Genomic DNA, 25576 nt, shown 5'->3' with positions numbered 1-25576 from the left:
CGGCTGCGTCACCATGCCTGGCATCCCGCGGCCGTCGCGCCGCCTTGCCAGGAAAGTCGCATGGTTCGATCGCTGTCCATAGTGTGCCTGCTGGCCGTCTTGCAGGCCTGCGCGGGCCCGCGCCCGGCCGCCGTCGCGGCCGCCTGGGACGAGGCGCCGGCCGGCCAGTACCGCTTCGACTGGCAACTGTCGGGCGACCCGGCGGTGGCGCCGCTGCAGGTGTTCGACGATGCGCGGCGCATTTGGCTGCAGTTCGCGCCGGGCCAGCCGATACCGGCCATCTTCGCGCACGGCGCCGGCGGCGAACGTCCGGTGCCGTACCTGCGCCGCGACCCCTACATCGTCGTGGACGGCGCCTGGCCCGCGCTCAGCCTGCGCGGCGGCCGCTATGTCGCGCGCATACAGCGCAGCGGCGCGCCGATTCCGGCGGGCGCGCCGGTTGTCCGCGCCGAGGGGCCGGCCCCGGTCCCGGCCACGCCATCCGCCGTCGCGCCCGCCGAGGCCGCCGAGGCCGCGCCGCCGGCGCCGCGCTTTCGGGCCGCGCCGCCCGACCTGACCTTGCGGGCCGTGCTGGCGCGCTGGGCGCGCGCCGCGGGCTGGACGTTCGAGGCCGAACACTGGGCCCTCGACGTCGATATTCCGCTGGCGGGCAAGGCCGAACTTCCGGGTGATTTCAAGACCGCCGTGCGCGCGCTGCTGGCGGCCACCGAATTGTCCGAGCCGCCGGCGCAGCCGTGCTTCTACGCCAATCGCGTACTGCGCGTCGTGCCGCTGGCGCAAGCCTGCGACCGCACGCGCGCCGCCGCGCCGGGGCTGACATGAAGGCGCGGCGCCTGGCCATGGCGGGCCTGTCGCTGGCGCTCGGCGGATGCTCGCTGTCGCAGCAGATGCAGGCCATGCGCGACGCCGCGACGTCCCTGCGCGCACGCCTGCTCGAAGGGCAGCAGGCCGTGGGCCGGGCCGGCGAGCGGCCGGCGCGCGAAGCCGCCCAGGACGTCGCGCGGCCCTGGCTGGCCGGTCGCGCCCAGCCACTGGCACGCGAGGTGCTGCTGCCGCCGGCGCTGCGCGCCGATGTCGATACGACCCTGCTGTTCGCGGGCAAGGCCACGCTGCTCGTGCTGGCCGAGCGCCTGCATCGCGCCACCGGCATCGCCGTGCGCGTGCATCCCGACGCGCTGCTGCCGCGCGCCGCCTTCCTGCCGCGCCTGGCGGGGCCGGCCGAGCTGGCGGCCGAGCCTCCCGCCCAGGCCGAACTGCGCGCCGGGCCGCGTCCGCTGGCCGACACGCTCGACGCGCTGGCCGCGCAGCTGTACGTGCACTGGCGCTACCATCGCGGCGCCATCGAGTTCTACCGCACCGAAACGCGGGTCTTCGATGTGCGCACGCTGGCGCTGGCAGCCAGCGCGCAGGCTCGGCTGGGCCGCGCCGGCAGCGGCGAGACGGGCAGTTTCGGCCATGCCTCGAGCACGGTGCTCAGCGCCGACGCCGGCAAGGCGCTGCAGGCCGTGCGAGACCGCGTCGCCGCTTTCCTGACGCGCGCCGGCGTCATCGCCGAGATCGAGGCGGGCGGAAGCACGCTCGCGGTCACGGATACGCCGGAGGCGCTCGCGCGCATCGAGAAATACCTGCAAGGCGAGAACCGCGCCCTGACGCGCCGGGTACGCCTGGTGTTCGAAGAACTCACGGTGCGCACCACGGCCGCCGCCGAAGGCGGCATCGATTGGCAGGCGGTCTACGCCAGCGCGCGCGCCGCGGCGTCGTACGTCATGCCCGGCGGGGCAGGCGCGGCAGGCGCGCTCGGGGCCCGCGTGCTGGCCGGGCCCTGGCGCGACGCGCGCGCCCTGATCGCCGCGTTGAGCACCATGGGAGCGGTACTGCGCCATCGCAGCATACCCATGCTGACGCTGAACCGGCGCGCCGTCACCCACGCCGTGCGCACCACATTTTCCTACGTGGACCAGGTGCAGCGCCTGAGCCCGACCGCGGCGGCGCCCGGTGGGCGCGATGCCGTGCCCGGCTTGGCGGTGCAGCAGAAGCGCGAGACGGTGGGCACGTTCCTCACGCTGTTGCCCAAGGCGCGCGATGACGGCCGCATCCTGCTCTCCATTTCCTATGACAACACCATCGCCCAGCCGCTGCGCACCCTGACCTTCGGCGAGGGCGGCCAGCAAGTGTCGCTGCAGCAGATCGCCATCGACGGCAGCGGCATCGTGCAGCAGGTCGAGCTGCTGCCCGGCCAGCCCGTCATCCTGTCGGGCTTCGACCACAGCGAAGACCAATACGAACGCCACCGCCTGTTTCCCGATGCGCCGCTCGCGGCCGGCGGGCACGACCGCACGGCGCGCGAGCGGGTCACGACCGTGGTCATGGTCACCGCGCAGATCGACGAGGGTTGAGCCATGCGCGCCGCCACGCATCCGCCGCTGGTGCTGCAGCAGACGCAGGGCGGGCCCATGCTGGCCTTCGGGCTGACATGGTTCGCCGTGCTGGGCAGTCACGCCGCGCTGCAGGGGCGGGCCCGCGCCCGCGCCTTGCGCGCCACACATTACCTGGTGGGCGGCCGGCACGCGGTTGCCGCGGGTTGCGCGCGCCTGCCTCGCCGCTATGGCGCGCTGGCGCTCCACAGCGCGGCGCAGGCGTACGCCAGTCTGCACCCGGATGGCGCGCAGGCCGGCGTGGCCAGCCTGCCGGACGGGCAGGGCTGGCTGATCGCCGTGCAGGACGGCGCCGTGCTTGCCAGCGCCGACCGGCTCTTTGCGGATGTCGCGCAGGCGCAGGCCTGCCTGCGCACGCTGTTGGCGCAGCGTCCCGACCTGCGCGAGGTGCCGGCGCAGGCCGCGCTGGATACCTTGCTGGCCAGGCCGGATCCCTCCGCGCGCCTGGCGCCGCTGGCCTCGCGCTGGTCGCGTGCGCCGGTAGCGGCGCGAGCGGTCGTGCTGGCGCTGGCCGTGGCCGGCGGCGCCTCGTTGTGGCGCGGCCTGCGCCAGGGGCCGCCGCCCGCCGCGCCCGATCCGCGGGCCGTCTGGCGCGCCGCCCAAGCGGAGTTCCTGCGCGGCTGGCCGGTGCATACCAGCAGCGAGCTGGCGCGGGTGCTCGATACCTTGCAGGCCTTGCCGCTGCGGGTCGCCGGCTGGGCGCTGCGGCAGGCGCAATGCGTGCCGGGCCCGGCGTGGCACTGCGACGCCGACTACCACCGCGTCGATGCGGCGGCCACCAGCCTGGCGTTTGCCGCCGCGGTTCCGCCCGGCTGGCAGATGCGGCTGCATACGCTGGAGCATACGCGCGTGGCCTGGACGCTGGCCGGCGACCAGCACGGGCTGGATCGCACCGCGCCGGCCTCGCCGGCCGACACGCTGGCGCTGGCCGCCACGCTGCAGCGTGCCAGCGCCGCCTTCACGCATGTCTCGGTGGGCGCCGCGCAGGCGCTGGCCGGCCCGGCCTGGGATGGCCCGCCCGAGCTCGCGCCGCCTGCCGCGCCCGAGCTCCGCCGGCGCGAGGTCGTGCTCGACGGGCCTCTGCGTTCGCTGGCGCTGGTGTGGCCGCTGCCGGCGCCCATCGGATGGGCCACGGTGTCCCTGCGCGTGGTCCCGGACGCGATCGCGACGCTGCGCGCCAGCGTGCTGTCGCTGCATCTTCAAGGATCCCTCTATGAGCAGACGACTTCACGTTCCTAGCGGGGCCTTCCTGCCGGCGCTGGTATCGGCCCTGACGGTTCATGCCGCGCAGGCCCAGCCGGCCGCGCCGCCCGCACCCTGGCCGCACGCCGATACCGTGCGCGAGCTGCTGCGGCGCGAAACCCTGGCGGCCGCACAGCCGCCGCGACCGGCAGCCCCGGCGCCGTGGAGCGACGCGCCAGCCGCGCGCAAGGCAGCGCCGGCGGCGCCGGGCCCGCGCGCCGACCGCATCGTATTGCTGGCCATCTACGGCGTCGGCGCTGCGCTGCGCGCGGAGGTCTCCATCAACCGGCGCCATTGGCGCTACCTGGCGGGCCAGCGCAGGCCGTCCGGCCAGGCGCCCGAGGCCCGCTACCAGCTCGAAGCCATAGCCGTGCCATGCGTGCACTTGCGCAGCGGCGCGGTCCGCCGTACCGCCTGCCTGGCTGCGGCCGCGAGCCTGGACAACGGCGCGGCGTCTGCCGCAGGGGCCGCGCCATGAGAATCCGATCCCACAGGCCGGTCTTGCACAGCCCGTGCACCACGCTTGCTCCCTTCGTGGCCGACCACGAGGCGCTGGGCCGCCTGCGTCCCGCGTTCGTGCGTGCGCTGGCGCGGGAGTTCGACCTCGGCGCCCTGGCGGGACGCCTGTGCCCGGTGCTGCTCGAAGGCAGCTACGCCGCCCTGTTCGCGCTGGCCGACTACGTACATGGCGACCAGGCCGACGAACTCGAGCGCCTCATGCGCAAGCGCGGCTACCGGCTGGCGGCGCCGGCGCGCTATGTGTTGCCGTCGCCCTTGCTGCTGGCCGTGGCGCGCGAGGCGGCTGGCGCCCCGGGCCTGCATGCGGCCGACCATCCCGCGCAACGGCGCACGGCGCTGCAGGCGCTGTTCTTCGACATGGTGCGCTGGGGCGTGCGCCACGGCGCCAGCGATCTGCACCTGCACGCCGACCGACGCGCCGCCACCGCGCAGGTTCGCTATACCGTGGGTGGCGCCTATGTGGCCGCGCCATGCTTCAATGGCCTGTCGCATGCCTGCCTGCTCGAAATCCTCGCGGTGGCCTGGATGGACGTGCGCGCGGGCAACGGCGCGGTGTTCGATCCGCGTGCCGAACAGCAGGGACGCATCGCGCTGCAGGTCGACGAGGTGCCGGTCGTGCTGCGCTGGGCCTCCCTGGCCACGGATCACGGTCCGTCCGTATGCCTGCGCATCCTGCGCCAGGACCCGCCGCAAGGCGGGGCCAGCCTGGCGGAACTGGGCTATCTGCCGGCGCAGGCCGCCACGCTCGAGCGCGCCTGCCAGCGCGCTGGCGGGGCGGTGGTGTTGGCGGGCACGGTGGGGGCCGGCAAGTCCACCACCATCGCCACCATGCTGCGCGGCCTGCCGGCCGAGCGCAAGCTGGTCACCCTGGAAGACTCGGCCGAGTACGCCATCGCCAACGCCCTGCAGAACAGCGTGAGCCGCTCGCTGGAAGGAGAGGCCGGCGCGCCGTTCGATGCCAAGCTGCTGACCATCAAGCGCTCGGCCATGCACGACCTGTACCTGGGCGAGGTCCGGGATCGCCAGACCGGACGCGTCTTCACCGACCTGGCCGGCTCCGGGGTCAGCCTCTACACCACGACGCACGCCGGCTCCGCCTTGCTGATTCCGGAACGCCTGGCATCCGACTTCATCGGTGTGTCGCGCGACTTCCTGGCCACGCCCGGCGTGCTCAAGCTGCTGGTCTACCAGACCTTGCTGCCGCGCCTGTGTCCGGCATGCGCCTTGCCCCTGGCCATGCTGTGGCACCGCGGCGCCGGCCGGTCCCACGCGCAGCGCCTGGCGTGGCGTTGCTGGGCCGCGCGCCTGCGCCGCGCCGGCGTGGCGCTGGCGCAGGCGCGCGTGCGCAATCCCGCCGGTTGCGCGGCCTGCGCAGGCGCCGGTCTGCCGGCCCTGCGCGGCTACGCGGGGCGCACCGTGGTCGCCGAACTGCTCGAGCCGGAAACCGACGCCGTCCTGCTCGATCTCATCCGTCGGCGCGACAATCCGGCGCTGCGCCGCTTGCTGGGGCGGCGCGCACGCCGGCAGCCGCCCGACGCGCCGCTGCGGGCAGTCGATTGCGCCTGGCGCAAGGTCGAAGCAGGCGTGGTGGATCCGCGCCTGGTCGAACGCTGTTTCGCGCTGTCACCCGCCTTGCGCACGCCGGTGGGCGCCGAGGACGGCCATGGCTGAGCACGCGGCGCTGGCGTTGGCGTGGCGCGCGGCCGGCGCGCTGGGCCAGCGGCTCGACGCATGGCGCTTCGGCGCCGAGCGGGGCGACTACTACGAATACCTGGCCGACATGCTGGAAGGCCTGCAGGGGCGCCAGACCCTGCGCGACATCTTCGAGACCGACGCGGCGCGCCATGGCGAGGCGAGCGTGCGCGGCCGCCTGGCGCGCCGCTGGCTGCAGCGCTACCAGGATTGCGGCGGCGACCTGCGCGCCACCTGGGCCCGTTGCCTGCCCGAAGGCGATTGCACGCTGCTGGCGCTGGCGCAGTCGGCGGGCGGCGGCGCGCTGGGCATCGTGTTGCGCGACCTGGCGCACCTGACCCGCCTGACGCAGGGAATGCGGCGCGAGTTCTGCGTGACGATCGCCGCCGGCTTGGTTGCCATGACGGTGGCCTGCGCCTTGCTGGCGGCCGTGCCGGCCTTCAGCGCGCCGCGCCTGCGCCTGGTATTCCAGGCCGTGCCGCCGGATTACCACGGCGCCTGGTCGGCCGGCCTGTTCGCGCTGGCCAGGTACGTCGAAGCGGCCTGGCCAGCGGCGGTGGCGGCATTGACGGCGGCGGTGGCGCTGGTGTGCTGGTCGCTGCCCCGCTACGCCGGGCGCGCGCGCGTGTTCCTGGACCGCTGGCAGCCATGGCGCCTGTACCGCGATATGCAGGCGATCCGCTTCCTGGCGCTGGCCACCGTGCTGTTGCGCCAGCGGGGCAACATCGACACGCGCCTGCGCACCGCGCTGCTCGTCCAGGGGGCCGACGCGCCGCCGTGGCTGGCCTGGCACCTCGAGCGCATGCTGCTGCGGGTCGACGCCGGGGTGGTCGATGCCAGCGTGTTCGATACCGGGCTGTTCGAACCCGCGCACGCCTGGTTCATGGCCGACATGGTCGCCGCGCATGGCCTGGCCGACGGCTTGGCGCGGGCGCGCACGCGGGTCGAGGCGCACATGCTGCCGCGCCTGCGGCGCCAGGCGCAGGGCCTGCGCTGGGTACTGCTGCTGGGCGCGGTCGGGGCGGTGCTGGCCCTGGCGTTTTGGCATTACGCCGCCATCGACGATCTACGGCGCGCATTGGTCAGTTTCTACGCCAGCCAATAAGCCTCGGCAGGCGTTTCTTCACGCAGGAGGATTCTTCATGTCACACACGATTCTGTCCGGCCGCCAAGCCGGCTTCTCCCTGGTCGAGGTGTCCATCGTCACGGCCATCGTCTTGCTGGTGGCCATCATCGGCATTCCCGCCATCGGCTCGTATGTCATCGAAAGCAAAGTGCCCCGGGTCGGAGAGGAACTGCAGCGTTTCGTGGCGCGGACCAAGGCCAATGCGCAAGGCGATGGCGCGGCGCCCTACACGGGCATCGGCACGGCGTCGCTGGCGCATGCGCTGCGCGATTCCAGCGTGGTGTCGGTGCGCGGCGAGGGCGCGTCGGCGACGGTCGCGCACGGCCTGGGCGGGCAGGGGGCTGGCGCCCATGGCGTCATCAGCGTGGCGCCGGCCGCGCCGGGCGGCGCGCCGCCCGGTTCGGCGTTCACGCTGACGCTGACCAATGTCAACGGCGCGGCCTGCCCGGCGTTGGCCTCTGTCATGCAGCGCGTATCCGACATCATCGCCGTGCAGGGCAAGGCGGGGCCGGTGGTGGTCAAGAATGCGCTGGCCGTCCCGGCGTTGCCGTACCGCGCGCAGGCCGCCCAGGCGCAGTGCGTGGCGGGCGATCGCAACACCTTCGCGTTCACGGCGCGATGAGATCCGCGCACACCCAGGGCGGCCTGGCCTTGCTGGAACTGGCCGTGGCCGCCGCGCTCGCGGCCATGGCGGCGGTGTGGGCCGCCAACCGGCTGGTGCAGGATGCGCAGGACGCGGCCGCACGCGGTGCCGGCGTCTGGCTGGGCGAAATCCAGCGCGGCCTCGACCAACTGCTGCAGCGGTATTTCGACACGCTGGCCGATGGGCTGGCGCCGCGCGATGAGCGCGGGCGCGCGCTGTTTCGCGATGCCTGGCGTCCGACGCTGCCCGAGCTGCAGGCCGCCGGCCTGCTGGCGCGTTCCCTGCCGAGGCGCTCGCCCCTGGGCACGGGGGTGATCATGCTGGTCCGGCGCGATCCGCATTGCCCGCGGGCGGGCTGCCGGCTGGACGCGCTGGCCTGGCTGGACCGCCCCTTGCTGGATGGCCACGGCCAGGTCGACCTGATGCGCATGGCGCCCCTGGTGGCCGCCACCGCCGGCCGTGGCGGCTTCGCCGTGGCCGGCGGGGTGCGCGGCGCGGCGTTTCGCTTCGCCAATCCGCCCTGGCCGGACGTGGCGCGGCTGCCCGCCGGCACGCCGCTGGCCTGGGCCGGCCTGGCGGCGGGCAAGGCATCGCCGGCGTTCGGCGGCGCCTATTCGGTGAATTCCCACGTGGGCTGCCGCTCGTACAGCGGTCATACCAGCCGCAACCCGCTTACCGGACAGTGTTCGTGCCCACCGGGCTACGCGTCGGTCATCATGGCGCAGGCCACCGACCGCGTGGACGGCGCGCCGGGGTTCACCAGCTTCGTCTGCGTGCGTCCGGGCAAGGAGTAGGGCGGCGGCGCTGGCATCGGCCTGCCGACCCTCTATAATCAAAAATTCGCCAAAATCCCGATTCATCCACGATGAAATCCTCTGAGATTCGCCAGAAGTTCCTGCAATTCTTCCAGTCCAAGGGCCACACGATCGTTCCGTCGTCGTCCCTGGTGCCGGCCAACGACCCCACGCTGCTCTTTACCAACTCGGGTATGGTGCAGTTCAAGGACGTATTCACCGGCAAGGAAGCGCGCGCCTACAAGCGCGCCACGTCGTCGCAGCGCAGCGTGCGCGCCGGCGGCAAGCACAACGACCTCGAGAACGTGGGCTACACCGCCCGCCACCATACGTTCTTCGAGATGCTGGGCAACTTCAGCTTCGGCGACTACTTCAAGCGCGAGGCCATCCAGTACGCCTGGGAGCTGCTGACCCAGGTCTACAGGCTGCCGGCCGAGAAGCTGTGGGTCACGGTCTACCAGGAAGACGACGAGGCCTACGACATCTGGGCCAAGGAAGTCGGCGTGCCCGCCGAGCGCATCATCCGGATCGGCGACAACAAGGGCGCCCGCTATGCGTCCGACAACTTCTGGCAAATGGCGGACACCGGCCCTTGCGGCCCGTGTTCGGAAATCTTCTACGACCATGGTCCGGAAATCTGGGGCGGCCCTCCGGGCTCGCTCGAGGAAGACGGCGATCGCTACATCGAGATCTGGAACCTGGTGTTCATGCAGTTCGAGCGCGACGCCGCCGGCAACATGGAACGCCTGCCCAAGCCCTGCGTGGACACCGGCATGGGCCTGGAGCGCATCGCGGCGGTGCTGCAGCACGTGCATTCCAACTACGAGATCGACCTGTTCCAGAAGCTGATCGCCGCCGCCGCGCGCGAGACCGGCGTGAAGGATCTGGCCGATAACTCCCTGAAGGTCATCGCCGATCACATCCGCGCCTGCGCCTTTCTCATCGTCGACGGCATCATTCCCAGCAACGAAGGCCGCGGCTACGTGCTGCGCCGCATTGTGCGCCGCGCCCTGCGCCATGGCTACAAGCTGGGCCAGACCAAGCCGTTCTTCCATCGCCTGGTGCCGGACCTGGTGGCCGAGATGGGCGAAGCCTATCCCGAGCTGGCCCAGGTGGCCGAGCGCGTGGCGCAGGTGCTGCGCCAGGAAGAAAAACGCTTCGGCGAAACGCTCGAACACGGCATGAAGATCCTGGACGGCGCGCTGGCCAAGGTCGCCAAGGGCGACCCGCTCGACGGCACCACATTGTTCACGCTGTACGACACCTACGGCTTTCCGGTCGATCTCACCGCCGACATCTGTCGCGAGCGCGGGGTCGAGGTGGACATGGCCGGCTTCGAGGCGGCGATGCAGCGCCAGCGCGAGCAGGCGCGCGCCGCGGGCAAGTTCAAGATGGCCGAGGGCCTGAGCTACGAAGGCGCCGAGACGCGCTTCGAAGGCTACGAGAGCCTCGAATTGAGCGGCGTCAAGGTGACGGCGCTGTATGTCGAGGGTACCCAGGTCGAGCAGGTGTCGGCGGGCCAGGACGCGGTCGTGGTGCTCGATGCCACCCCGTTCTATGCCGAGTCCGGCGGCCAGGTGGGCGACACCGGCCTGCTGGAGGCTGGCGGCGTGCGGTTCGCGGTGGCCGACACCCTCAAGATCCAGCCCGGCGTGTTCGGCCATCACGGCACGCTCGAGGCCGGCGCGCTGAAGGTCGGCGATACCTTGCTGGCGCGCGTGGATGCGGTGCGTCGCGCCCGCACGGTGCGCAACCACTCGGCCACGCACCTGATGCACAAGGCCTTGCGTGAAGTGCTGGGCGCCCACGTGCAGCAGCGCGGCTCGCTGGTCGATCCCGACAAGACCCGCTTCGACTTCGCGCACGACGCGCCCATGACGGCCGAGCAGATCGCCCGCGTGGAAGCCATCGTCAATGCCGAGGTACTGGCCAACCAGGCCACAGAGGCCAAGGTCATGGCCTACGACGACGCCGTCAAGGGCGGCGCGATGGCGCTGTTCGGCGAGAAGTACGGCGATACCGTGCGCGTGCTCGACATCGGTTTTTCGCGCGAACTGTGCGGCGGCACGCACGTGCGGCGCACCGGCGACATCGGCCTGTTCAAGGTGGTGTCCGAAGGCGGCGTGGCGGCGGGCGTGCGTCGCATCGAAGCGATTACCGGCGACAACGCGCTGGCCTGGGTGCAGGACCAGAACGTGCTGCTGCAGCGCGCCGCCGGCGTGCTGCGCGCCCCGGCGCACGAGCTTCCCGAGCGCATCGCCCAGGTGCAGGAACAGCTCAAGGCGCTCGAGAAAGAGCTCGAGCAGGCGCGCACCAAGCTGGCCGCCAGCGCCGGCAACGACCTGGCCGCCACGGCCACGGTCGAGGTCAAGGGCATCAAGGTGCTGGCCGCCAGCATCGGCGATGTGGATCCCAAGGCCTTGCGCGGCATGGTCGACAACCTGAAAGACCGCCTCAAGCCCGCCGTGGTCCTGCTGGCCGCCGGCTCGGCCGATGGCAAGATCAGCCTGGTGGGCGGCGTGACGGCCGATCTCACCGGCCGCATCAAGGCCGGCGATCTGGTTGGCTTCGTGGCCGGCCAGGTGGGCGGCAAGGGCGGGGGCCGTCCCGACATGGCGATGGGCGGCGGCACCGATCTGGCGGCTCTGCCGGCTGCCGTGGCCAGCGTACAGAAGTGGGTCGATGAGCGCCTCTGATACCGGCGGCCTGCCGTCCTACCAGCACGAAGTCGATGCCAGCGGGCTGACCTGTCCGCTGCCCATCCTGCGCGCCAAGAAGGCGCTGGCGCAAATGGAAAGCGGCCAGGTGCTGCGGGTGGTCACCACCGATCCCAACGCCATCCGCGATTTCCAGGCCTTCGCGCGCCAGACCGGCAACACCTTGCTGGCGCAACGCGAGGCCGAGGGCCGCGGCGAGCACTTCCTGCAGCGGCGCTGAGCGCCTGCCGGCAAGCAAACGGCCCGCGCAAGCGGGCCGTTTGTCTTGGCGCGCGAGCGTGCGGGGGGCTAGCGGCTGCGCACGGCGGCGGCCAGCGCCCGCGTCACCGTGAAGTCGACCAGGTCGCCTTCCTTGAGGGTACGCAGTTTTTCCTGCGCCGCGGCGCTGCGCAAATGGAAGGTCTCGCGGCCGCCCTGCGGGCCTTGCAGGATGACCGTGCGGCCGTCCTTGGCGATGTGCCAGATTTCGGCCGTGATGGTCGTGCTGCGGCCCACCGCGCCTTGCGGCAGGGCGCCTTCCTTGGCGCGGGTGGCGACGGTCTCGCTGCGGACTTCCGGTACACCGCTGCCCTTGGCGCGCGTGGCGATCGACACGGACTCGTAGTAGTCCACACGCATGGTGTCGCCCACCTTGATGCGGTCGAAATTGCGCACGTCGGGGCCGGCCTACAGGGGAACTTCGTTGCCTTGCGGGCCGCGCACCGTTACCGTGCGCGTGGCGGGGTCCACCGCGGTGATCTGGCCTGTGACCGAAACCAGGGCGGCGTCGCCGACCCGGGCGGCCGCCGGCAGGGGCGCCGCCAGGACGGCGGCCAGGGCGCCGCAGGCGGCCAGGCGGGTAAGCGGGGCAAGAATCGAACAATGCTTCATGATGGAAAGCTCCTGTCGATGCGATGAAACAGCGGGCGGTGTATGCTTGCATACCTGCCGGGCCGGCTGCCTTTGCAGGCAGGCCGGCGCGCCGCTTGCGAGGGGCCTTCGGGCCGCCCGCGTGGCCGCCCCCCGGTTGCGTCACGCAAGCATACGCCTGTGGCGCGGGCGGCGTTCAGCGTAGTTGGGCATTCGTCCCATTTTTTTGTCTGTCCATAGGGGAAAAACGCAACTTCAGTTGCCACCAGGCAACTTTAAGTGCTAGAATTTCCCGTTTTTCACAACCAATTCAAGGGATTACCTATGCTGGTGATTCGTCTGGCCCGCGGTGGCTCGAAGAAGCGTCCGTTTTACAACCTGGTAGCTACCGATTCGCGCAATCGTCGCGATGGCCGTTTCGTCGAGCGCGTTGGCTTTTACAACCCGGTTGCCGCTGAGGGCACCGAGAATCTGCGCATCGCCCTGGGCCGCGTGCAATACTGGACCGGCAACGGCGCGCTGCTGTCGCCCGCCGTCGAGCGCCTGGTCAAGGAATACTCGGCCAAGGTTTCGGCTGCTGCCTGAGCCCGCTGCCGGGTGCGGCGGGTGCGGGCGCGCGTAAGCGTACCCCCGGCCGTGCCCCCGTGCGCGTCTGGCCGGGGCTTTGCCATGCCCGCCAGCGCCTGCATTTCTTGAAAGCGCTGCCTATGCCAGCGCTTTCTTTGTCCGCAACTTTGCTACACACGACACATGTCTGAAGCCGCACATTCCGGCGCGGCGCCCGCGGATCTGGTCGAGCTGGGCCGCATTGCATCGGCCTACGGTGTCAAAGGCTGGGTAAAGGTGCAGCCCCACTCGGCGCAGGCCGAAGTGTTGCGCACTGTCTCTCACTGGTGGCTGACTCGCCCCGCGCCGCAAGCGGCCCGGGGCGTTGTCGCGTCCGTGCCGCGCGCCTATCAGGTGCTGCAGGCGCGCGTCCATGGCGGCGCGGTGGTGGCCCAGCTGGCAGGCATCGACGACCGCGATCAGGCCGAGGCCTTGCGCGGTTGCCTCGTCCAGGCGGCGCGCAGCGCCTTTCCGGCGCCCGCCGACGACGAATACTATTGGGTCGACCTGATCGGCTGCGCGCTCTACAGCGATGCGGACGGCGAGTCCCGCTTGCTGGGCGTGGTCGACGAGGTGTTCGACAACGGCGCGCACGCGGTCCTCAAGGTCTTGCGCCAGCAGCTCCAGCCCGGCCAGCCCGGGCCGGTGCCGCTGGTCGACCCCAAGGGCCGGCCGCTCGAAGAGCTGGTGCCGTTCGTGCGCGCCCATATCCGGCATGTCGACCTGGCCGCGCGCCGCATCGACAGCGACTGGCCTCTGGACTACTGATGCGCTTCGACGTCGTCACGCTGTTTCCCGACATGTTCGGCCTGGTGCGCGACCAGGGCGTGACGGGGCGCGCCCATGCGCAGGGCCTGTGGGCGCTGCACGCCTGGAACCCGCGCGATTTCACCCAGGACGTGCATCGCACGGTTGACGACCGCCCCTACGGCGGCGGCCCAGGCATGGTGATGATGGCCGCGCCGCTGGAAGCCGCGGTGGCGGCCGCGCAGGCCGCCCGCGCCGCGCAGGGCCTGCAGGCCGCGCCGGTGATCCTGCTGTCTCCGGCGGGCCGGCGCTACGACCAGGCCGAAGCCACCACGCTGGCGGCGGGCACGGGCGCGATTTTCATCTGCGGACGCTACGAAGGCGTGGACCAGCGCTTCATCGAGCGCTGTGTCACGCATGAGCTGTCATTGGGCGATTTCGTGCTGTCGGGCGGCGAACTGGCCGCCCTGGCCATGATGGACGCCGCGGTGCGCTTGCTGCCCGGCGTGCTCAACGATGGCGACTCCGCGCTGCAGGACTCCTTCAACGCGGCGCTCGACGGCCTGCTCGACAGCCCGCATTACACCCGTCCGGAAGTCTACGAAGGCGTGCCGGTGCCGCAGCCGTTGCTCAGCGGTCATCATGCCAACATCGCGCGCTGGCGCCGCGAGCAGTCCCTGCGGCTGACCGCCAGCCGCCGCCCCGAGCTGATCGAGCGCGCGCGCGGCGAGGGCCGGCTCAGCAAGGCCGACGAACGCTTCCTGGCCGGCCTGGCGGGCGAGCGCAAAAGCTAGGGCGTGCGGCGCGCCAGCGCGGCCAGCGCGTCGAGCAGCGCATCGATCTCGGCCTCGGTGGTCAGGTAGCTGACCGAAGCGCGGGCGATCTGCCGCAGCCCGCGCGCCTGCATGTCCAGGGGCGTATAGGCCACCCCGTTGCAGCCCAGCGCGATTCCCTGGCGCGCCAGCTCGCGTTGCACCGCGTCGGCCTGCCAGCCTGCCACATCGAAGGCAATCAGCCCGGATCGCACCCGTCCCTGGTCCAGCAGCGTGATGCCGTCGAGCGCGGCCAGGCGCGTGCGCAGACGCGTGGCCACGGCGTCGATGCGCGCGCGGATCGACGCGATGTCCAGCTCCAGCGCTTCGTGCAGCGCGTGGGCCAGCCCGCAGCGCAGCGCCACGCTGTTTTCGGCCGACTCGAAACGGGCGGCGTCGCCGCGCACGATGGGGCAGCCATCCTCGCCCAGCGGCGCCGACCAGGTATCGACCCAGGCCGGCGCCAGCCGCTCCAGGAAGGCCTGGCGCACATACAGCAGCCCGGTGCCGCGCGGCCCGCGCAAGGCCTTGCGGCCCGTGCCGCTCAGGACGTCGCATCCTACCTCGGCGACATCGATGGGCAATTGCCCGACGGCCTGCGCGGCATCGACGAAATAGGCGATACCGTGGCGCCGCGCAATGCGCCCGACGGCGGCAGCCGGATTGACCAATCCGCCATTGGCCGGCAGCCATGTCAGCGCAATCAGGCGCACCCGCTCGTCCAGCATGGCCTGCAAGGCGCCGGGGTCCACCGCGCCGCTCTCGTCCGAGGCAATGGTTTCTATCGTCGCGCCGGCGCGCTGCGCGGCCAGGCGCATGGCCGCCAGGTTGCCGCTCCATTCGTGGCGGGCGACCAGGATGCGGTCGCCGGCCCGCCAGGGTCCGAGCGCGGCGAAGGCCGCGCCCCAGCCCGCCGAATTGCCCGTGGTCAGCGCAACCTCGGCTGGCTGGGCGTTGAGCAGGCGCGCGGCCAGCAGGCGTGCGCGCTCGGCCTGTTCGCGCGCCCGTACGCCGGCCTCCATGGGCCCCTGCGTGGCCTCGAGGCGCAGATGCGCCTCGATGGCCTGCAAGGTGCCGGCCGAGGGCAGCGAAGCGCCCGCGTGGTTGAAGTGGATGAATGCGCCTTGCGCGCCCGGTGTGCGGGCACGCAGGACGGCGACGAGCTCATCGGTCAGCGTGGCGGGCATGGTGCGATCCTGGCGTCGGGGCGGCTCAGGCCTGCGCCAGCGCGACCACGGCCTCGACTTCGACGGCGACGCCGTTGGGCAGCGAGGCCACGCCCACCGCGCTGCGCGCATGGCGGCCCGCTTCGCCGAACACATTGACCATCAGGTCCGATGCGCCGTTCGCGATGGCGCTGTGGCGATTGAAGTCCGGCGCGGCGGCCACGAATACGCCCAGGCGCACGACGCGCGCCACGCCCTGCAGGCGGTCGCCGGTGGCGGCGGCCAGTTGCGCCAGCACGCCCAGCGCGGCCTGGCGCGCGGCCTGCACGCCTTCTTCGTCGCTCACGCTGTCGCCAAGGCGGCCCAGGTGGACGGGCTTGCCGTCCACGCGCGGCACCTGCCCCGAGATGTACAGGAGGTTGCCGTCGCGCACGAACGGCACGTAATTGGCCGCCGGGGCGTTGGCCGGCTCGAGAGTCAGGCCGAGTTCGGCGACGCGGGCGGAGATCGAAGCAGTCATTGTCGTACACCTGTTCAGAGAGTGGAGCCCCACATCCTAGCGGTTGCGGCGCATGCTGGCCAATTCCTCATGCGCTAGCTGCGCGGCGCGAAGCCCACGGCGATGCCGAAGCCGCGGCCGTCCAGGCCGGCGCCGCAGTCGATCCGGGCACGATGCAGGCGGGCGATCTGGGCCACCAGCGACAGGCCGATGCCGCCGCCGCGCTGCGCCTGGCCCGGCTGGCGATAGAAACGCTCGAAGATGCGCTCGTGCCGGTCGGCGGGCACGCCCGGCCCGTTGTCCAGCACGCGCAGGCCGACCGCGCCGTTCTCCAGCGGGCCGCAGTACACGACGACCCGGCCGCCCTCGGGCGTATAGCGCAGTGCATTGTCGACCAGGTTGCTCACCAGGATGCCGAGCGAATCCAGGTCGCCGCTCACGAAGGCGGGCCGGACGTCGAGCTGGATGCGTTGATGGCGCGCCTGCGCGCGTGCCTGGTGGTCGGCGATGATCATGGCGGTCAGCGTGGCCAGATCCACTTCGCCGCCAGGCACGCTGGCTTCCATGGCGTCCAGGCGCGCCTGGTCGAGCAACTGCTCGGACAGGCGGGCGGCGCGCCGCGCCGCGTCCAGCAGTTTGCACAGCGCGCTGTGCCGTTCGTCGGCGTGGCGCGCGCCAAGCGCGACTTCCGCCTGCATCTTCAGCGCGGCCAGGGGCGTGCGCAGTTCGTGGGCCGCGTCGGCGATCAGGCGCCGTTCGCGCGCCAGCGCCGTGTGCACACGCCCGAACTGCCGGTTGATCGCCGTGATCAGCGGCCGCAGTTCCGCCGGCACGTCGCCGTCGGGCAGGGGGGCGAGATCCAGCGGATCGCGTTGCTGGACGGCGCGGCCGACACGGTCCAGGCGCCGCATGGCGCGGTCGATCGCCAGCAGGATGCTCAGGGCCAGGAACAGGAACAGCAGGGCCGAGGCCTTCAGGCTGGCGCCCAGCCATTGCAGGATGTCGCCGCGGCGCGCGGCCAGCGAATGGCCGGCCTGCGCCTGTATCCGGCCCTCGGCGTCGGTCACGCTGTAGACGCGCCACGGCTCTCCATCCAGCTCGACGTCGGCATAGCCGTCGGCGAAGGCCGGGTTGAGCGGGCCGGGCGGCGCGTTCACGCTGTGCACGATCTGGCGGCGCGACGCCATGCTCCAGATCTGGAAGCTCATGCGCAGCTCGCTGGTCTGCACCGGCTCGGGCAGGCGAAAGCCGGTCGGCTCCGAACGCTCCATGATGTCCAGCGGCATGGACAGCACGGCCTGGCTGGCGACATCGCGCAGCCGGGCGTCCCAGGTGCCGGTTTCGCGCCGGCCCATTTCGAAGGTCTGCCAGCCCAGCCAGACTCCCCAGTTCAGCAGCAGCGCGGCCAGTACCGCGGTCAGAATGCGTCGCTTGAGCGATTTCATGCGCCTTCCTGGCCGATGCGATAGCCGTAGCCGTGCACCGTCTCGATCAGGTCGTCGCCCAGCTTGCGCCGCAACTGGTGCACGTACACGGCGACCGTGTTGCTTTCCAGCGCCACGCTGGCGCCGTAGACATCGTGCTCCAGCTGCTCGCGCGAGACCGTGCGGCCGCGCCGCTGCATCAGCGCCAGTAGCGTGCGGTATTCGCTCTGGCTGAGCGCGACGGGCCGGCCCGCGCGCGACACCTGGCGCGCCGCCGGGTCCACCAGCAGCTCGCCATGCCGCATGAGCGGCGCCACCTGGTTGTGGCTGCGGCGCAGCACGGCGCGCAGGCGCGCCAGCAGTTCGTCCAGTTCGAACGGCTTGACGATGTAGTCGTCGGCGCCGCCGTCCAGGCCGCGGATGCGGTCGCTGAGCTGGTCGCGCGCGGTCACCAGCAGCACCGGGGTGGTGTCGTAGCCCTCGCGCAGCGCGCGCAGCAGCGCCAAGCCGGACTGGCCGGGCAGGCCTATGTCCAGCAGGATCAGCTGGTAGGCGTGGTCGACCAGCGCAAGCTGCGCCTGCGCGCCGTCGCGCACCCAATCGACCCGGGCGCCGAGTTCGCGCTGCAGCGCGGTCTGCAGCGCGTCGCCCAGCATCGGGTCGTCTTCCACCAATAGCAAATGAGTCATGTCGTGTCGCCGGGCTATCCGCGTCCAGTGTCGCAGCCGCCGATTAAAAAGAATTTAAAACGCGGCGCGCACAATCGCGCCGTTGGGGCAGGCCGCCTGCGCGGCGCCCCGGTTTCCCAAGGAATGACAATGAAGCACGCATGGTGGCGCGCGACCGTCGTGTGCCTGGCCGGCACGCTGGGCACGGCGGCGCAGGCCCAGAACTACATCGGCATATCGGCGGCGGTGGCGCCGCGCTACGAGGGCGCCAAGGACTACCGCTTCCTGCCGGTGCCGCTCATCCATTACGAGAACGGGCCTTTCTTCATTTCGCCGCGCGCCGGGCTGCCCAGCGCCGGCCTGAAGTGGCAGCTCGGCGAGCATGTGCATGCCGGCGTGTTCGTCGGCGCGCACCTGGGGCGTGACGCCGACGATTCGGACATTCTCCATGGCCTGGACGACATCGATATGCACGCGACCTACGGCGCCTACATCGAATGGCAGTATGGCGCGCTGGGCCTGGGCGCCGCATACCGCCAGGCCGCGCGCAGCGGCTACGGCGGAGTGGGGGAGCTGCGCGCCACCTACCGCGTCTGGCAGACCGGGCGCGACAGCGTCTCGGTGGGCGCGCGCACCGAGTGGGCCAGCGACGACTACATGCGCACCTGGTACGGCATCAGCGCCTCCCAGGCCGCCCGCAGCGAGGCCGGGTTGCGCCGCTACTCGGCCTCGTCGGGATTCAAGTCCGGCGGGATCTTCGCGTCCTGGACGCACCGCCTGGACCAGCGCTGGGCCGTCAACGCCACGGCGGGGGTCAATACCCTGTTCGGCGATGCGCGCGACAGCCCCGTGAGCGAGCGCTCGACCAACTACTTCGGCGGCGTGGGCCTGACCTACGCGTTCTGAACCGTGCCGGCGCCGCCTGTGCGCTCGCGCCGCTGTGTCCATTGCGCTTGCCATGGGCAGGAACCCCCGGCCGCGCCGGGGGTTCCTTGCGTTCAGGCGCCCAGCTTGACGCGCTGGCCGCGTACTTTCTTTAACGTTTCGCTGAACTGCGCCAGGCGCGCCTTCTCCTGTTCGACCACGGCCGCCGGCGCGCGCTCGACGAAGCTGGCGTTGCCCAGCTTGCCGTTCGCCTTGGCGATTTCGCCCTCCAGGCGCGCGATCTCCTTGTCCAGGCGCGCGCATTCGGCCGCCACGTCGATTTCGACATGCAGCATCAGGCGCGCGTCGCCCACCACCTGCACCGGCGCGCCGGCGTCGGGCAGGGCGGCCACCACCTCGACCTCGCTCAGCTTGGCCAGCGCCGCCAGGTAAGGGGCATTGCGCGACAGGACGTCGGTGGGGCCTTCGGCGACCAGCGGGACACGCTGGGCTGGCGACAGGTTCATTTCGCCGCGCAGCGCGCGCACGGCCTCGACCTGGGATTTCAGTTCGGCCACCGCGGCTTCCGCCTCGGCGTCGACGGCCTGCGGATTGGCGCGCGGGTAGGGCTGCACGCTGACGCTGGCCACGGCGCCGGCGGTCCGCTTGCCGGCGACCAGCGCGACCTTCTGCCACAGTTCTTCCGTGATGAACGGGATGACCGGATGGGCCAGGCGCAGCACCGCCTCCAGTACGCGGATCAGCGTACGGCGGGTGCCCAGCTGCTGGGCCGGTGTGCCCTGCTGGATCTGCACCTTGGCCAGCTCCAGGTACCAGTCGCAGTATTCGTCCCACACGTAGCGGTACAGCGCGTTGGCCACGTTGTCGAACCGGTAGTCGGCGAAGCCGCGCTCGACCTCGGCTTCCAGCGCCTGCAGCTGGCTGACGATCCAGCGGTCGGCAAACGAGAGTTCGCCGCCGTCGCCGTCCAGCGCGTGTCCTTCGGTGTTCATCAGCACGAAGCGGGTGGCGTTCCACAGCTTGTTGCAGAAGTTGCGGTAGCCTTCACAGCGCTTCAGGTCGAAGTTGATGTTGCGTCCCAGGGTGGCATAGGCCGCCATGGTGAAGCGCAGCGCGTCGGTGCCGAACGCGGGAATGCCGTCCGGGTACTGGCGGCGCGTGGCCTTCTCGATGGCGCCGGCCTGCTTGGGGTTCATGAGGCCGAAGGTGCGCTTGCGCACCAGGCCTTCCAGGTCGATGCCGTCGATGAGATCGACCGGGTCGAGCGTATTGCCCTTGGACTTGCTCATCTTCTGGCCGTCGGCGTCGCGGATCAGCCCGTGCACGTACACATGCTTGAACGGCACGCTGCCGGTCATGTGCATGGTCAGCATGACCATGCGCGCGACCCAGAAGAAGATGATGTCGAAGCCGGTGACCAGCACGCTGGAGGGCAGGTAGCGGCGCAGGTCGGGCGTGTCCTCGGGCCAGCCGAAGGTGGTGAAGGGCACCAGGGCCGACGAGAACCACGTATCGAGGACGTCCGGGTCGCGCGTCAGCGGGCCGGCCACGCCGGCGGCGCGCGCCTGCTCCTGCGCCTCCTGCTCGGAGCGAGCCACGAACACCTGGCCGTCCTCGCTGTACCAGGCCGGGATCTGGTGGCCCCACCACAGCTGGCGCGAGATGCACCAGTCCTGGATGTTGTTGAGCCACTGGTTGTAGATCGTGGCCCAGTTCTCGGGGTAGAAGGCGATGCGGCCGTCGGCCACCGCCTCCAGCGCCACTTCGGTGATGCTCTTGCCGGGGTTGAGCGTGCTGGCCGGGGCGGGCTTGCTCATGGCGACGAACCACTGGTCGGTCAGCATGGGTTCGAGCACGACGCCCGTGCGATCGCCCTTGGGCTGCATCATCTTGTGCGGCTCGACCTTCACCAGGTACTGCTGCGCCTGCAGCTCGGCCACCACGGCCTGGCGCGCTTCGTAGCGCTCCAGTCCCTGGAACTGCTTGGGGCCGTTCTCGTTGATGTGGGCGTCGAGCGTGAAGATGACGATGAGCGGAATGTCGTGGCGCAGCGCGCAGGCGTAGTCGTTGAAGTCGTGCGCGCCGGTGATCTTGACACAGCCGGTTCCGAAATCGGGGTCGACGAAATCGTCCGCGATGATGGGAATGTTGCGGTCGCACAGGGGCAGCTCGACCAGCTTGCCGAGCAGGTGCTTGTAGCGCGGATCGTCGGGGTGCACGCACAGCGCGCCGTCGGCCAGCATGGTTTCCGGGCGCGTGGTGGCGATGGTCATGCCGCGCAGTGTGACGGTGTTGCCGTCCTGGTCGGTGATGGTCTGCGGGCCGTCGACGAAGGGGTAGAGGATGTGCCACATGTGGCCATCCACCTCCTCGGACTGTACTTCAAGGTCCGACACGGCCGTCAGCAGCTTGGGATCCCAGTTGACCAGGCGCTTGCCGCGGTAGATCAGCCCTTGCTGATACAGGCGCACGAACGTCTCGGCCACGCCGCGCGACATGCGCGCGTCCATCGTGAAGTACTCACGCGGCCAGTCGGCCGACGCGCCGAGGCGGCGCACCTGGCCGGTAATCGTGCTGCCGGACTGTTCTTTCCACTCCCAGACCTTTTCCACGAACTTCTCGCGGCCGAGGTCATGGCGCGAAACCTTCTGGGCATCGAGCTGGCGCTCGACCACGATCTGGGTGGCGATGCCGGCGTGGTCGGTGCCGGGCACGAATACGGTGTCGTCGCCCAGCATGCGGTGGTAGCGCACCAGGCCATCCATGATGGTCTGGTTGAAGGCATGGCCCATGTGCAGGGTGCCCGTGACGTTGGGGGGCGGGAACTGGATGACGTAGGGCTGGGGGTCGGTCCCCGTTTCTACGTGCCGGCCGGCGTCGAAGTAGCCGCGCTTGGCCCACTCGTCGTACCAGCGGGTTTCGATTTCGGCGGGTTCAAAGCTCTTGGACAGTTTCTGGGATTCGTTCACGGGTTGATTGGGTGCGGCGTCAGTCATTGCGGGTTCCGGCGGTCAGCCTGGGAAGAATAGGGGGCAAGCAAACGATCGATTTTAAGATGTAATACGTTCTTGCCGGCGTGTTAGAATACCCGGTTACTGTAAACCTTTTAGAAGTGCCTGTTTTTATTGGGAAAATCTGATCGGTATGCAGTCGCGAATCCTTGCTTTGACGTTCGGCCCGAGCCTTTCGGGCGTTTCGCGCGCCCATGGCGCAGGCCGCCCGCGGCGGCGCCCCCGGGTGCCCGGGCAGCAGGCTGCGCGGATTTGAGCGTCATAGCCCCTCGGAAATATATTCTTTAGTCAGATCCTGGAGTTTTCATGTCCATCGAACGCACCCTTTCGATCATCAAGCCCGATGCCGTCGCCAAGAACGTCGTCGGCCAGATCGTCGCCCGCTTCGAGCAGGCCGGCCTGAAAGTGATTGCCGCCCGCATGCAGCAACTGTCGCGCACCGACGCCGAGCGTTTCTACGCCGTGCACAAAGAGCGCCCCTTCTTCAAGGACCTGGTCGACTTCATGGTCTCGGGCCCGGTCTTCGTGCAAGTGCTCGAAGGCGAAAGCGCCATTCAGAAGAACCGCGACCTGATGGGCGCCACCGATCCCAAGAAGGCCGCGCCGGGCACCATCCGCGCCGACTTCGCCGACAGCATCGATGCCAATGCCGTGCACGGCTCGGACGCGCCCGAGACGGCCGCCGTCGAAGTGGCTTTCTTCTTTCCCGAAATCAACATCCACAGCCGTTGATTCCCGGATATAACGCCTGAACCGATCATGGAATCCGTCGAACGCGTCAATTTGCTGGGCCTGGATGGCGCCGCATTGTCCGAGCTGGTGGGGCAGTGGGGCGGCAAGCCGTTTCGCGCCCGGCAATTGCAGCGCTGGGTGCACCAGCGCGGCGCCGATTCGTTCGACGCCATGACCGACCTGGCGCGCGATTTCCGCGCGCAACTGGCGCGGGACTGCGTGATCGAGGCGCTGCCGGTCAATACCGAGCAGCGTTCGTCCGACGGCACGCGCAAGTGGCTGTTCGATGTCGGCCAGGGCAATGCCATCGAAACCGTTTTCATCCCCGAAGACGACCGCGGCACCCTGTGCATTTCCAGCCAGGCCGGCTGTGTGGTGAACTGCCGCTTTTGCTCCACGGGCCACCAGGGCTTCAACCGCAACCTGCGCGCCAGCGAGATCATCGGCCAGCTGTGGTGGGCCAAGCGCGTGCTCGAGGCGGCGGCGGATACCGCCCGGCTGCCCGGCGGCAAGGCCGGCGAGGACACGCGCGTCATCAGCAACGTGGTCATGATGGGCATGGGCGAACCCCTGCTCAACTACGACCAGGTCCTGCCCGCGTTGCGCCTGATGCTCGACGACAACGCCTATGGCCTGTCGCGGCGGCGCGTCACTGTCTCGACCTCGGGCGTGGTGCCCATGATGGACCGCCTGTCCCAGGATTGCCCGCTGGCGCTGGCCGTGTCCCTGCACGCGCCCAACGATGCGCTGCGCGACGAGCTGGTCCCGCTCAACAGGAAATATCCCTTGAACGCGCTGCTGGCTGCTTGCGAGCGCTATCTCGCCCATGCGCCGCGCGACTTCATCACCTTCGAATACTGCATGCTGGACGGCATCAACGATACCGACCAGCACGCCCGGGAACTGATCCAGCTGGCGCGCCAGGTGCGCTGCAAGCTGAACCTGATTCCCTTCAATCCTTTCCCGGCCTCCGGCCTGAAGCGCTCGCCGTCGGCGCGCGTCAGGGTATTCGCCCAGCGCCTCATGGATGCCGGCATCGTCACCACGGTGCGCAAGACGCGCGGCGACGATATCGACGCGGCCTGTGGCCAGCTGGCCGGCGAAGTGCGCGATCGCACGCGCATCACTGAACGCAACGCCACCCGAACCATTCCCATTCAACAGGTGCACGCATGACGCAGGATCCCGCTTCGGCCGCTTCGCCCGCCGCAATCGCTCCCGGTGCTGCGGCGCCTACGGTGGGTTCGGCGCTGCGGGCGCTGCGCCAGGCCAAGGGGTGGTCGCTCGAAGAGGTCTCAAGCCGCATCAAGTTCTCGACGCGCATGATCCAGGCGCTCGAAGAAGAGCGCTGGGAATCCCTGCCCAAGGGCGTGTCGCTGCGCGGCCTGGTGCGCAACTACGCCCGCATGCTGGGCGCCGACGCCCAGGCCGTGGTCGATTCGCTCGATCTCGAGGCGGCACGCACGCCCGCGCCGGCCCGGCCGGCGCCGCGCGGCGGACAGGGCCTGCGTCCGGCTGGCGTCAATATCTCCGTCGATGACGAGCGCTCCTCCGGCTCCTAGGGATGGCTGCTCGCCATCCTCGTGGTGGTCGCCGCCGCAGTGGCCTATGCTTTTTGGCAAGGCTGGCTGCCGCAGGAGTGGCTGCCGGCGCAATGGTTTTCTCCGGTGACCCAGTAACAACGGGTGCGATACATGCAAGATAGCTCTATGCCCTGCCAGGACGCGTCGCCGCCGGACGTCGGCGCGGCGCCGCGCCGCGCCACGCGCGCCGTGCGGGTGCAGTGGGGCGGGCGCACGGTCACCGTGGGCGGCAATGCCAGCGTGGTCGTGCAGTCCATGACCAATACCGACACCGCCGATGCGGTGGCCACCGCCATCCAGGTCAAGGAACTGGCCCAGGCCGGCTCCGAGATCGTGCGCATTACCGTCAACACCCCCGAGGCCGCGCGCGAAGTCGCCGCCATCCGCGAACAGCTCGATCGCATGGGCGTCGAGGTGCCGCTGGTGGGCGATTTCCACTACAACGGCCACAAGCTGCTGACGCAGTTTCCCGAGTGCGCGCAGGCGCTGTCCAAGTACCGCATCAACCCGGGCAACATGGGCGGCGGCAAGCGGCGCGACGACAATTTCGCCCAGATGATCGAAGTGGCGTGCCGCCACGACAAGCCCGTGCGCATCGGCGTGAACTGGGGCAGCCTCGATCACGAGCTGATGGCGCGCAAGATGGACGAGAACAGCCGGCGCGCGCAGCCCTGGGAAGCCCAGGCCGTCATGCGCGACGCCCTGGTGGTGTCGGCCATCAGCAATGCGCGCCGCGCCGAGGAGCTCGGCCTGCGCTCCGACGCCATCGTGCTGTCGTGCAAGGTCAGCCATGTGCAGGACCTGATCGCCGTCTACCGCGACCTGTCCGCGCGCTGCGACTATCCGCTGCACCTGGGCCTGACCGAAGCCGGCATGGGCAGCAAGGGCATCGTCGCTTCCACGGCGGCGCTGGCGGTGCTGCTGCAAGAGGGCATCGGCGATACCATCCGCATCTCGCTCACGCCCGAACCGGGCGGAGACCGGACCCGCGAAGTCATCGTGGCGCAGGAAATCCTGCAGACCATGGGCTTGCGCGCGTTCACGCCCATGGTGGTGGCGTGTCCGGGCTGCGGGCGCACCAGCAGCACCTTCTTCCAGGAACTGGCCGACAGCATCCAGTCGTTCCTGCGCCGGCAGATGCCCTTGTGGCGCACGCGCTACCCCGGCGTCGAGAGCATGAATGTCGCGGTGATGGGCTGTGTGGTCAACGGGCCGGGCGAAAGCCGGCACGCCGACATCGGCATCAGCCTGCCCGGCACGGGCGAGGTGCCCGCCGCGCCGGTTTTCATCGACGGCGAGCGCACGGTCACGCTCAAGGGCGACCATATCGCCGAAGAATTCCAGGCCATCGTCGAAGACTACGTCGCGCGCCGCTACGGCGCCGGCATCACTCATCAGGAATAAGGGACCAAGCCGCCAGGCCCTC

General features: G+C 70.4%; 22 protein-coding genes and 2 pseudogenes. 18 read left to right on the top strand and 6 right to left on the bottom strand.

Going from position 1 to position 25576, the window contains the following annotated elements; genetic code table 11:
- Positions 1–60: 60 nt before the first annotated feature.
- The 10 genes from LK409_RS12520 (at position 61) to LK409_RS12475 (ending at position 11388) form a co-directional block, all read left to right on the top strand.
- Positions 61–822, top strand: a complete 762-nt coding sequence (locus LK409_RS12520) for a TcpQ domain-containing protein (protein ID WP_010928780.1) — start codon at positions 61–63, stop codon at positions 820–822.
- Complete coding sequence (locus tag LK409_RS12515) at positions 819–2396, top strand: hypothetical protein (RefSeq protein ID WP_010928779.1); 1578 nt, start codon at positions 819–821, stop codon at positions 2394–2396. Before LK409_RS12520 ends, LK409_RS12515 begins: the two co-directional genes overlap by 4 nt.
- 3 nt (positions 2397–2399) lie before the next feature.
- On the top strand, positions 2400–3674 hold the full coding sequence (locus LK409_RS12510) for a type 4b pilus protein PilO2 (protein WP_010928778.1): 1275 nt from the start codon (positions 2400–2402) through the stop codon (positions 3672–3674).
- Positions 3649–4155, top strand: coding sequence for a hypothetical protein (locus LK409_RS12505; RefSeq protein WP_226376563.1), 507 nt, complete (start codon positions 3649–3651; stop codon positions 4153–4155). Before LK409_RS12510 ends, LK409_RS12505 begins: the two co-directional genes overlap by 26 nt.
- On the top strand, positions 4152–5867 hold the full coding sequence (locus LK409_RS12500; protein ID WP_010928777.1) for an ATPase, T2SS/T4P/T4SS family: 1716 nt from the start codon (positions 4152–4154) through the stop codon (positions 5865–5867). The genes LK409_RS12505 and LK409_RS12500 overlap by 4 nt, the downstream gene beginning before the upstream one ends.
- Positions 5860–6993, top strand: a complete 1134-nt coding sequence (locus tag LK409_RS12495; RefSeq protein ID WP_003810658.1) for a hypothetical protein — start codon at positions 5860–5862, stop codon at positions 6991–6993. The genes LK409_RS12500 and LK409_RS12495 overlap by 8 nt, the downstream gene beginning before the upstream one ends.
- A gap of 37 nt (positions 6994–7030) precedes the next feature.
- Positions 7031–7636 carry a type 4 pilus major pilin gene (locus tag LK409_RS12490; RefSeq protein WP_010928776.1) on the top strand — a complete coding sequence of 202 codons (606 nt, stop codon included), beginning with the start codon at positions 7031–7033 and terminating at the stop codon, positions 7634–7636.
- Positions 7633–8451 carry a hypothetical protein gene (locus LK409_RS12485; protein WP_010928775.1) on the top strand — a complete coding sequence of 273 codons (819 nt, stop codon included), beginning with the start codon at positions 7633–7635 and terminating at the stop codon, positions 8449–8451. The genes LK409_RS12490 and LK409_RS12485 overlap by 4 nt, the downstream gene beginning before the upstream one ends.
- A 71-nt stretch (positions 8452–8522) precedes the next feature.
- Complete coding sequence (alaS, locus tag LK409_RS12480; protein WP_010928774.1) at positions 8523–11147, top strand: alanine--tRNA ligase; 2625 nt, start codon at positions 8523–8525, stop codon at positions 11145–11147.
- Positions 11134–11388, top strand: a complete 255-nt coding sequence (locus LK409_RS12475; RefSeq protein WP_004568544.1) for a sulfurtransferase TusA family protein — start codon at positions 11134–11136, stop codon at positions 11386–11388. Before alaS ends, LK409_RS12475 begins: the two co-directional genes overlap by 14 nt.
- 68 nt (positions 11389–11456) lie before the next feature.
- On the opposite strand, the pseudogene LK409_RS12470 reads toward LK409_RS12475, so the two are convergent.
- Positions 11457–12038: pseudogene (locus LK409_RS12470) on the bottom strand (hypothetical protein).
- Positions 12039–12341: 303 nt separating this feature from the next.
- On the opposite strand from LK409_RS12470, the gene rpsP reads away from it, so the two are divergent.
- The 3 genes from rpsP to trmD all read left to right on the top strand — a co-directional run bounded on the left by rpsP (position 12342) and on the right by trmD (position 14164).
- The gene (rpsP, locus tag LK409_RS12465) at positions 12342–12602 is read left to right on the top strand and encodes a 30S ribosomal protein S16 (protein ID WP_010928773.1); all 261 of its coding nucleotides are present in this window, start codon (positions 12342–12344) and stop codon (positions 12600–12602) included.
- A 165-nt stretch (positions 12603–12767) separates the two neighbouring features.
- Positions 12768–13391: a ribosome maturation factor RimM gene (rimM, locus tag LK409_RS12460; RefSeq protein ID WP_003810674.1), complete on the top strand. Its 624-nt coding sequence runs from the start codon at positions 12768–12770 to the stop codon at positions 13389–13391.
- Positions 13391–14164 (top strand): tRNA (guanosine(37)-N1)-methyltransferase TrmD, encoded by a 774-nt coding sequence (gene trmD / locus LK409_RS12455; protein ID WP_010926756.1) that lies wholly within the window; start codon positions 13391–13393, stop codon positions 14162–14164. Before rimM ends, trmD begins: the two co-directional genes overlap by 1 nt.
- Here the strand turns inward: trmD and LK409_RS12450 are convergent.
- The 4 genes from LK409_RS12450 to LK409_RS12435 form a co-directional block, all read right to left on the bottom strand.
- Positions 14161–15369 (bottom strand): aminotransferase class V-fold PLP-dependent enzyme, encoded by a 1209-nt coding sequence (locus LK409_RS12450; RefSeq protein WP_010928772.1) that lies wholly within the window; start codon positions 15367–15369, stop codon positions 14161–14163. The genes trmD and LK409_RS12450 overlap by 4 nt on opposite strands.
- 25 nt (positions 15370–15394) lie before the next feature.
- Positions 15395–15868 (bottom strand): RidA family protein, encoded by a 474-nt coding sequence (locus LK409_RS12445; RefSeq protein WP_033448216.1) that lies wholly within the window; start codon positions 15866–15868, stop codon positions 15395–15397.
- A 74-nt stretch (positions 15869–15942) separates the two neighbouring features.
- Positions 15943–17292 carry an ATP-binding protein gene (locus LK409_RS12440; protein WP_003810681.1) on the bottom strand — a complete coding sequence of 450 codons (1350 nt, stop codon included), beginning with the start codon at positions 17290–17292 and terminating at the stop codon, positions 15943–15945.
- Positions 17289–17960, bottom strand: a complete 672-nt coding sequence (locus LK409_RS12435; RefSeq protein ID WP_003810683.1) for a response regulator transcription factor — start codon at positions 17958–17960, stop codon at positions 17289–17291. Before LK409_RS12435 ends, LK409_RS12440 begins: the two co-directional genes overlap by 4 nt.
- Positions 17961–18089: 129 nt before the next feature.
- Between LK409_RS12435 and LK409_RS12430 the strand changes: the two genes are divergently transcribed.
- Positions 18090–18845: a MipA/OmpV family protein gene (locus LK409_RS12430; protein WP_003810685.1), complete on the top strand. Its 756-nt coding sequence runs from the start codon at positions 18090–18092 to the stop codon at positions 18843–18845.
- 92 nt (positions 18846–18937) lie between these two features.
- Here LK409_RS12430 and LK409_RS12425 read toward each other — a convergent pair whose 3' ends face one another.
- The gene (locus LK409_RS12425) at positions 18938–21820 is read right to left on the bottom strand and encodes a valine--tRNA ligase (protein ID WP_010928771.1); all 2883 of its coding nucleotides are present in this window, start codon (positions 21818–21820) and stop codon (positions 18938–18940) included.
- A gap of 321 nt (positions 21821–22141) precedes the next feature.
- On the opposite strand from LK409_RS12425, the gene ndk reads away from it, so the two are divergent.
- The 4 genes and pseudogenes from ndk (at position 22142) to ispG (ending at position 25554) form a co-directional block, all read left to right on the top strand.
- Complete coding sequence (gene ndk, locus LK409_RS12420) at positions 22142–22567, top strand: nucleoside-diphosphate kinase (protein ID WP_003810689.1); 426 nt, start codon at positions 22142–22144, stop codon at positions 22565–22567.
- Between the two features lie 27 nt (positions 22568–22594).
- Positions 22595–23743 (top strand): 23S rRNA (adenine(2503)-C(2))-methyltransferase RlmN, encoded by a 1149-nt coding sequence (gene rlmN, locus LK409_RS12415; RefSeq protein WP_010928770.1) that lies wholly within the window; start codon positions 22595–22597, stop codon positions 23741–23743.
- A pseudogene (locus LK409_RS12410) lies at positions 23740–24246 on the top strand (helix-turn-helix domain-containing protein). Before rlmN ends, LK409_RS12410 begins: the two are co-directional and overlap by 4 nt.
- A gap of 6 nt (positions 24247–24252) precedes the next feature.
- Entirely contained in the window at positions 24253–25554 is a 1302-nt protein-coding gene (gene ispG / locus LK409_RS12405) for a flavodoxin-dependent (E)-4-hydroxy-3-methylbut-2-enyl-diphosphate synthase (protein WP_003810695.1), read from the top strand.
- The last annotated feature ends 22 nt before the right edge of the window (positions 25555–25576 follow it).

This window comes from Bordetella parapertussis (assembly GCF_020735925.1).
GTDB classification, from domain to species: domain Bacteria; phylum Pseudomonadota; class Gammaproteobacteria; order Burkholderiales; family Burkholderiaceae_B; genus Bordetella; species Bordetella pertussis.
The sequence above is the reverse complement of the archived record's forward strand: the minus strand, read 5'-3'. Positions and strand labels throughout refer to the sequence as shown.